Origin of the sequence: Saccharopolyspora sp. NPDC000359, assembly GCF_040300525.1 — a bacterium.
GTDB lineage: Bacteria > Actinomycetota > Actinomycetes > Mycobacteriales > Pseudonocardiaceae > Saccharopolyspora.
In genome coordinates this window covers 1-4,866 of sequence record NZ_JBEPDU010000105.1, presented here as the reverse complement: position 1 = coordinate 4,866, position 4,866 = coordinate 1, and the positions used below count along the sequence as shown (strand labels likewise).

Genomic DNA, 4,866 nt, shown 5'->3' with positions numbered 1-4,866 from the left:
CCGGACTCGACAGCCTTCTTCGTCTCATCCACCGACTCCAGGATCGGCACACCACTGAAGCCCTGCGTCGAATCCTTCCGCTCCGCCACCAACGGATTCGTCACCACAACACCCCTAGGGTCAAGCTGGAACAACCTTCCAAGCAACGGACTGGGATTTGAGCCGAACTGCTCATCCGGCGCGTTCGGGTACCTACGCCACTGCCCGCCTGAGCGCGCTCGCCAGGATGCGCATGGACGACGCCGCTCCCGGGTTGATCAGGACGTCCACCCCCTCGTCCGGCAGCACCTCGGCCAGCTCCGCCGCGGTGACCTCGTGCCACCCCTCGACGTCGACCCTGTCCCGGTGCGCGGGCGCGGTCGTCACCAGCACCGACGGCACCTCGTCCGGAGCCGGCGCGACCACCGGGTTCTGCTCCGCGTCCACCGCCACGCCGAGCACGGCGTCCCGCAGCGTGGCCAGCAGCGCATCCGGCTCCGCCTTGCCCCTGGTGACCAGCTGGAGCGTCGCGTCGACCGGGTCGGTCGGCGAATCGGGGCTGGAGGGCACGTAGTCCGGGTTCGCGTGGAAGCGCCCCGTGGTCCCGTCGGCCTCCACCAGCCAGCCGCCCACCACCGCCTCGAGCGGCGGCTGCTCACCAGCGCCCTGCTCCTCCCACACCGGGTCGATCAGGAAGACCCAGTGGTCCTCGCCCTGCGGCCGGTTCGGGCCCTCAGCCGTCATGCTCCGCTACCTGCTTCCCGTTGCCGCGATCGCTCCTGCAACTCCGCCGCCCCGAACTCCTCCCGGGGCGAGCCCTTGCCGCACCACCGTAGAACACCACGCCCCGGACTTGATCTCCTCCAACACCTTGGTCGTGTCACCGCAGCCGCCCTTCAGCAACTTCACCAGGTCACCCGCCGACTGCACCGCCTTGACCGGCTTCGTGGTCACGTCGGCGATCTCGGCCACCTTCTGCGACACCGCCGCCACGACCACCGCCGGGGGGTGACCGGGCGCGGCCTCGCTGGTGCTCGACCGCGCCTGCTCGCCCCGGCTGGCATCCCCGGGTCCCGGGCTCAGCGCTTCGGATAGAAGAAGTGGTCCTTGTGGTTGACCCCCGGGCCCCAGACGTTGAAGTGCGGCTCGACGACCATGTTCGGATCGTGCTTGCCGTTCTTGTTGAAGTCGTGGCCGAGGCTGTCGTTGCGCCAGCCCGCCACCGACTCCGTTGAACCGGGTTTGCGCTCGACGGTCTCCCGACCGATGATCCCCGGGTTGTTCACCCAGCTCGCGGGCCCACCCCGGAAGTCGGACTTGCGGATCGGCTGCGACTGCCGGAGCGGGGCCTTCGGGTCGCCGTTGATCCCGCCGCCGGTCGGCCTGCCGAGCGGGCCGACGGTCTCCCGCGCGGCACGACCGGCAGCGGCCTGGCTGGGGAACATGTACCCCTTCGCCCCGGCGCCCGAGGTGTGCGGCCGCCCGCCGTGCCTGCGCACCGCGTCGGGCAGGCACGGCACGAGCCCCAGCGGGTCGGACCAGGAGTTCGGGTTCCCGACGTACACGTGGTTGTTGGGCCCCGCCTCGAGCCCGAGGGGGTCCGGGGTGAGGTAGCGGGCGAGCATCGGGTCGTAGTACCGGAGGTAGTTGTAGTGCAGCCCGGTCTCGGCGTCGAAGTACTGGCCGGGGAAGCGCAGCGGGGTGCTGCTGCCCGACCCGGCACCGCCCCACAGCGGCGTCCGGTTGACCTCGGCCACGCCGCCCCGGTCGTCGACGAGTTCGGTCGGGGTGCCCAGCAGGTCGGTCACGATGGTGTGGAACCGCTCCTCGACCCATCCCTGGGGGCCACCCGGAACCCGCTCGCCCTGGGCCACCGGCTGGAACGTGCCGGGGGTGTGCTCCCAGACCGTGACCCGGCCCTGTGGCGCGGAGGCGTCGAACCGGGCCTGCTCGACCAGGATGGTCCCGTCCCAGGTGAAGTCGATCCGCTCCACGGCGGTGCGGCCGTCCGGCCCGATCCGTTCCTTGGCGATGCGCCGCCCCATCGCGTCGTAGCGGTACCGCCAGCGCGCTCCGCTGGGCGTCAGCACCTCGGTCAGGCGGTCGTTGGCGTCCCAGGTGTACTGGAAGCTCGCGCCCTCCTGTGACATGAGCTGCTTGCGGACGAGGCGCCCCTGCGCGTCGTGCTCGTAGCGCGCGTTCCCGGCGCGCTGGACCAGCATGCCGCGGTAGTCCCGCCCGCCGAGCTGCGGCTCGGCGCTGCTGGTCGGCCAGGAGGCGTTGACCAGGTTGCCCGCCGGGTCGTAGTCGTAGCGCTCCGCCCACCCGGCGCCCCGCACGGCGACGACCCGGTCCCCCGCGCCCAGGACGAACTCCCGCGGACCGGTCAGCTGGTCGTGCACCCCGACGAGCTCGCCGTCGGCGCGGTAGGCGTAGGAGCGGCTCTGCACGCGCTCCCCGCCAGCCCTGGTGATCGTCTGCGTGTTGATCCGGTTCGCCTGAGTCCAGGTCTGGTCGACGACCGCGTTCGGGCCGAGCACCCGCCGGACCTCCCGGCCCACCGGGTCGTACTCGAAGCGGATCGTCCGGCCAGCGGTGTGCAACGCGACCGGCTGGCCGTCCGCGCCGTACTCCCACACGCTCTCCGCCCCGGACGGGGTCCGCCGCCCGGATCCGCCGCCCCAGCAGGTCGTACTCGCTGGTGACGGTGCGGCCGTTGATCGTCTCCGCGGTGATCCGGCCCAGCGCGTCCCGCTGGAGCAGCACCGTGCTGTCGGCGTTGACGGCTTCCAGCAGGAGCCCGGCCGCGCTGTAGCGGAACGTCGTGGTGGTCCGGCCGTCGGTCTGCTCCACGAGGTTGCCCAGCAGGTCGTAGCGGAACCGCACGACCTCTCCGGTGCTGGTGGTGCGCTCGACCAGCTGACCGGCCGCGTCGCGGCGGTAGCTGGTGGTGCAGCCGCTGAAGTCGGTTTCCCGCACCAGGTTCCCGACCGGGTCGTACTCGTAGCGCCACACCATGCCGAGCTCGTTGGTCACGCGCGTCAGCTGCGCCTCGGTGTCGTAGCCGAACTCCAGGCGGGTGCCGTCCGGGCGGGTCACCGCCGACACCAGGTCGAAGTGCGTCACCTCCGTCGTGGTGGTGCGGCCGAGCTCGTCGACGCGGGTCCGCTCGTTGCCCTCGCCGTCGAAGGTGCGCTGCTGCGCGGAACCGTCGGCCGCCCGCGACCAGGCCAGTTCGCCGCCGATGGTCCAGCCGAACCGCTGCACGCCGCCCAGCTCGTCGGTGACCGCGGCGACCCGGCCGAACCGGTCCCGCTCGGAGCGGCTGGTGACCCCCCGCGCATCCGTGAGCGCCACGGCCAGACCAGCGGCGTCGACCGAGATCCGCTGGGTGCCGCCGAGGGCGTCGGTGACGCCCACGACGTTGCCGAGCTCGTCGTGGCTGAAGCTCGTGACCGCACCGACCGGGTCGGTGATCCGCACCAGGTACCCGCGCTCGTCGTACTCGTAGCGCGTCACGGCGCCATCGGGGTCCACGAACGCGACCGGTCGGCCGGGCTCGTCGTACTCGCGGCGGGCCTGGCTGCCGTCCGGCAGGGTGATCGCGAGCAGGTTGCCGTCGCCGTCGTAGGAGTACCGGGTGGTGCGGCCCAGCGGGTCGGTGCGCCGCAGCAGCCGGTCGGCGGCGTCCCACTCGGACGTCGTCTCGCCGCCGAGCGCGTCGACTTCCTTGACCACCTGCCCGGCCTCGTTCATGTGGAACGTGGTGCAGTGGCCGAGCGAGTTGGTGTAGCGGGTGATCCGGTTCTCGGTGTCGTACTCCGCGGTTCCGGAGAGGAACCCGCCCGAGCCCTCGGTGCGCACGCAGCGGCCCAGGTGGTCGTAGACGTAGCGGAACCACTCGCCGTTGCCGTCGGTCCACTTGGTGACCCGACCCGCCTGGTCGTACTCGAACCGCACCGCCTTGCCCGAGGCGTTGATGACCTCGGTGAGCTGCGCACCGCGGTAGCCGTAGCGCATCAGCTCGACCTCGGTGCCGTCGGCGGCGACCGAGTGCAGCGCGGTGACCAGCTCGTCGGTCACCTCGACCCGCACCCGGTACCCGCCGCTGTGCCGGACCTCCACCGGGGCCCCGGACTCGTCGTGCACGAAGGTGATCTCGTTGCCGTGCTGGTCGGTGATGGAGGTGAGCGGCAGCACCCGGCCTCCGGCGGCGAAGCTCAGCAGTTGCTGCAGCTCCACGTCCACCAGCACGTACCCGCCGTCCTCGGCGCGGCGGAGCTGCCGTGGCGCTCCGTGCTCGCTGTCCACCCACGCGCCTGGCGCGGGGTGCGGGAAGTGCTGGAGGGTGCCGTCGGCGGCGGCGAAGCTCACCCCGGCGTCGTCAACCTCCAAGCGCTGGTCCAGCGCGGACACCCAGCTGGTGCCGAACCACCGGCCCGTCCGGTACGACGAGAAGTGGGTTCGCCCGAGCACCAGCGGGAGCGCGCCGAGGAACTCCGCGTCGACCTGGCTCAGGATCATCTGCCCCGTGGAGACGTCGACCGGGTCGCCCACGCACCGCGTCTTCTCCGGGGAGCGCGGGTTGGGCTCCTGGTCACGCAGGGAGCGCGAACCCCCGCCCGGCCCCCGGTTCCCGGTCGATGTGGTGGTCGCCGGCCCGCCGGACGAGCCGTCGCCCGTGACCGATCGCGAGCCGGAGCCCGGCCCGCCGCCGGAGCCGGGCCCGCCGCCGGAACCGGGGCCGCCGCCGTAGGAGCTGGAGGACGTCTGCGCCGGGCCGTCGTTGCCGGTGGAGCGGGTCGGGGCGGGGGAGTCGGGGCCGCCCCTCGACCCCGGGCCGTCGTTGCCCATCGACCGGGTCGGGGCGGGGCTGTCCGCCTTCGG

3 protein-coding genes and 1 pseudogene are annotated in these 4,866 nt (G+C 72.5%); all 4 read right to left on the bottom strand.

Features of this window, described 5'->3' with window-relative positions:
- Window positions 1-192 precede the first annotated feature (192 nt).
- Complete coding sequence (locus tag ABT324_RS33185; RefSeq protein WP_351185819.1) at window positions 193-723, bottom strand: type VII secretion system-associated protein; 531 nt, start codon at window positions 721-723, stop codon at window positions 193-195.
- 6 nt (window positions 724-729) lie between these two features.
- Window positions 730-963: a hypothetical protein gene (locus ABT324_RS33180; RefSeq protein ID WP_351185822.1), complete on the bottom strand. Its 234-nt coding sequence runs from the start codon at window positions 961-963 to the stop codon at window positions 730-732.
- A gap of 95 nt (window positions 964-1,058) precedes the next feature.
- Window positions 1,059-2,618 (bottom strand): RHS repeat domain-containing protein, encoded by a 1,560-nt coding sequence (locus ABT324_RS33175; protein WP_351185816.1) that lies wholly within the window; start codon window positions 2,616-2,618, stop codon window positions 1,059-1,061.
- Between the two features lie 151 nt (window positions 2,619-2,769).
- Window positions 2,770-4,503: pseudogene (locus ABT324_RS33480) on the bottom strand (DUF6531 domain-containing protein); the annotation flags it as partial.
- Window positions 4,504-4,866: the final 363 nt, after the last annotated feature.

Bases quoted from the DNA above. Each gene is read 5' to 3' on its own strand.
- ABT324_RS33185 (WP_351185819.1), bottom strand. From the start codon at position 723: ATGACGGCTGAGGGCCCGAACCGGCCGCAGGGCGAGGACCACTGGGTC.